The sequence below is a fragment of the Segeticoccus rhizosphaerae genome, from assembly GCF_009192725.1.
GTDB lineage: Bacteria > Actinomycetota > Actinomycetes > Actinomycetales > Dermatophilaceae > Segeticoccus > Segeticoccus rhizosphaerae.
The window spans coordinates 1-3,590 of the sequence record NZ_VOHR01000357.1 but is presented as its reverse complement, the minus strand read 5'-3'; the positions used below and the strand labels follow the sequence as shown (position 1 = coordinate 3,590).

The following is a 3,590-nucleotide window of genomic DNA, read 5'->3' as shown; positions in this document are numbered from 1 at the left end:
GCCGCGCCCGGCCGACCAGACCGTGACCGCCGCGACCGGCGCGTCCTGCCCGTCGTACGCAACCAGGCACCGCGCATCGGCATAGGCCACCCCGCCGGCCATCGCGTGCCAGCGCTCCGGCGTGAAGGTCGACCCGTCGAACGACGAGCGCTGGACGTCCACCCGGTCGGCGACCCGCTCGGGCGCCGGCTCCCGCCCGAGCACCTCGATCCGCAGGCCCGGGTCAGGCACCGGCGCAGTCAGGTCACGGTGCAGCGGGCTCCAGGGCTCGTCGTCCTGCCAGCCCTCCTCGCGCAGCAGCTCCTGGAGCAGCGGCACCGCGGGCACCTCCACGGCCGCCCGCCCCGCGAGCAGGACGCCGCGCCGCGGTTCGGTCAGGTCCTGGGCCAGCCGGTCGGCCAGCTCCTCGTCCCGGTCTGCGTCCGGCGCGATCGTCAGCCGCAGCGTGCGGGGGTCGTCCACCAGCCCGACCGCGAGGAGTCGCCCGTCCCGGCTCCAGGTGCGGACGGCGGCGGCCAGGGTCCGCTCGCCGAACGACCAGTTCCAGCCCAGGTCCCCGGGGTGAAGCTGCATCGGTGACCCCTCGTACTGCCAGTCGCGCAGTGCACCCACCGCCGCGGCGAGCCCGTCGGTGCCCGGCCGTTCCATCACGATCGTCATCCCGCGATCACACACCGTCGTCGCGGTCGGGGTCACCCGGTTTTCGCGCGCACTCCTCGAGGTGGGCGCGGAGTGGCCGACAACGGGTAACGGGGCATCTCACTCACGTCCCTGCGCCTGCCGCTCGATGATCTCCTCGACCCCGGAGCCGAACCGGTGCACTTCCTGCGGCCAGTCAAGGGTGACGGCGATCCGCCCCGCCCACTCGCGGGCGGCCTCGTCGTCGGGCACCTCGATGACGGTGAAGCCGCCCAGGTGCTCCTTGGTCTCGACGAACGGCCCGTCGGTGAAGACCGGCTCTCCGTCCTTGGCCTCGACGCTGAACAGCGCGGTCGAGGCGTCGATACCGCCCTCGGCGTAGACGAAGACGCCGGCCGCCTTCATCTCGTCGAGCAGGGCGTGCGAGGTCGCGCTCTTGGTCCGTAAGTCGTCGGGCGTCTGGTCGGGCACCCACTCGTCGTTGAACATGATCAGGTACTGAGCCACTGTCGTCTCCTCTCAGCTCGGGCCGGGGCCGCCGCCTCGCGACCTCGGCTCCAGCGGCCGGACGGCCGCTCGCCTACTCCACGAACGACTGCACCGTCATACGACACCATGGAAGGACCGATGGGGAGGGGTTGACCGCACGTCACGCTCGCACGACCTCCCGACGCCGGTATGGCGTCCGTTCACCCCAGTAGTGCCACTGCCGCAGGGCCGGGAATGAACCCGCCACCGGCACAGTTGAGCCTGATGAACTCAAGTTTGCGGAGCCTCAGTTTGACAACTCGGGCGGGAAGTCTGCAGATTGAGTGTCGACGCATCAACCAGCTGGTGAAGTCTCCCGACAGCACGCCGGGAGCACCGAGCCAGGCACCCGACATACAGGAGAGTCACTCATGGCACGTGCGGTAGGAATCGACCTCGGCACCACCAACTCGGCGGTCGCGGTCCTCGAGGGTGGCGAGCCCACCATCATCGCCAACGCCGAGGGCGGCCGCACCACGCCGTCCGTCGTCGCGTTCTCGAAGAACGGCGAGGTCCTCGTCGGCGAGATCGCCAAGCGCCAGGCCGTCACCAACGTCGACCGGACCATCCGCTCCGTCAAGCGCCACATCGGCACCGACTGGACGTCGCCGGAGATCGACGGCAAGAAGTACACCGCGCAGGAGATCAGCGCGCGCATCCTGCAGAAGCTCAAGCGCGACGCCGAGTCCTACCTCGGTGAGGACGTCACCGACGCGGTCATCACCGTGCCGGCCTACTTCGACGACCGCGAGCGCCAGGCCACCAAGGAGGCCGGAGAGATCGCGGGCCTCAACGTCCTGCGCATCATCAACGAGCCCACCGCGGCGGCGCTCGCCTACGGGCTCGACAAGGGCAAGGAGGACGAGCTCATCCTCGTCTTCGACCTCGGCGGCGGCACCTTCGACGTGTCCCTCCTGGAGGTCGGCAAGGACCCCGAGGACGGCTTCTCGACGATCCAGGTCCGGGCCACCAACGGTGACAACAAGCTCGGTGGTGACGACTGGGACGACCGCATCGTCCAGCACCTGCTGACCACGGTGAAGAACCACACGGGCACCGACCTGTCCGGCGACAAGATCGCCATGCAGCGTCTGCGTGACGCCGCGGAGCAGGCCAAGAAGGAGCTCTCGACTGCGTCCAACACCAACATCAGCCTGCAGTACCTCTCGATGTCGGAGAGCGGCCCGATCCACCTGGACGAGTCGCTGTCGCGCGCGCAGTTCGAGCAGATGACCGCTGACCTGCTCGAGCGCACCAAGGCGCCGTTCCACAACGTCATCAAGGACGCGGGCATCAAGGTCAGCGAGATCGACCACGTGGTGCTCGTGGGTGGTTCGACCCGTATGCCGTCCGTGACCGAGGTCGTCAAGAAGCTCACCGACGGCAAGGAGCCCAACAAGGGCGTCAACCCCGACGAGGTCGTGGCGGTGGGCGCGAGCCTGCAGGCCGGTGTGCTGAAGGGCGAGCGCAAGGACGTGCTGCTCATCGACGTCACCCCGCTGTCGCTCGGCATCGAGACCAAGGGTGGCCTGATGACCAAGCTCATCGAGCGCAACACGGCCATCCCGACCAAGCGCTCCGAGGTCTTCACCACGGCCGACGACAACCAGCCCTCGGTGATGATCCAGGTCTTCCAGGGTGAGCGCGAGCTGGCCCAGCACAACAAGCCGCTCGGCAACTTCGAGCTGACGGGTATCGCCCCCGCCCCCCGTGGCGTCCCGCAGATCGAGGTCACCTTCGACATCGACGCCAACGGCATCGTGCACGTGTCCGCCAAGGACCGCGGCACCGGTCAGGAGCAGTCGATGACGATCTCCGGCGGCAGCGCGCTGCCGAAGGAGGAGATCGACCGCATGGTGAAGGAGGCCGAGGCCCACGCGGAGGAGGACAAGAAGCGTCGCGAGGAGACCGAGTCCCACAACACCGCGGAGCAGCTGGTCTACTCCACCGAGAAGTTCCTGGCCGACAACGCCGACAAGATCCCGGCCGAGGGCCGTGGAGACGTCGACAGCGCCCTGGCCGACCTCAAGGAGGCCCTGAAGGACGGCTCCGGCGCGTCCGCCGAGGACATCAAGGCCAAGAGCGCCAAGCTGTCCGAGGAGTCGCAGAAGGTCGGCACGGCAATGTATGCCGCGTCCCAGTCGGAGCAGCCGGCCGGCGGCGCTGCGGGTGACCCCGGAGCGACGGACGCCGGTGCGGGAGCGGCCGGTGACGGCGCGAGCTCGGCCGACGAGGACGTCGTCGACGCCGAGGTCGTCGAGGACGACGAGGAGAAGAAGTGACCGACGAGCCAGTGCACGGGGCCGCGAGCCCGCCGGAGAACCCGGAAGCGGCCGAGGAGACCGTCGGACCGGTGATCCGCGACAAGCGGCGGCTCGACCCCGAGACCGGCGCCGTCCGCGGCGCCGGCCCGGGGCAGCAGG

Annotated in this window: 3 protein-coding genes; 1 reads left to right on the top strand and 2 read right to left on the bottom strand. The window is 69.4% G+C overall.

All coding sequences use genetic code 11. The annotated features are described in order from the left end of the window. Positions 1-660: GNAT family N-acetyltransferase (locus FRW57_RS18925; protein ID WP_152186755.1), on the bottom strand; the 660-nt coding region annotated here is incomplete at its 3' end. A 99-nt stretch (positions 661-759) separates the two neighbouring features. Continuing rightward, positions 760-1,146, bottom strand: a complete 387-nt coding sequence (locus FRW57_RS18920; protein ID WP_152186754.1) for a YciI family protein — start codon at positions 1,144-1,146, stop codon at positions 760-762. Positions 1,147-1,538: 392 nt separating this feature from the next. Here FRW57_RS18920 and dnaK point away from each other — a divergent pair, with 392 nt between their 5' ends. Then, positions 1,539-3,449 (top strand): molecular chaperone DnaK, encoded by a 1,911-nt coding sequence (gene dnaK / locus FRW57_RS18915; RefSeq protein WP_152186753.1) that lies wholly within the window; start codon positions 1,539-1,541, stop codon positions 3,447-3,449. Positions 3,450-3,590 lie beyond the last annotated feature (141 nt).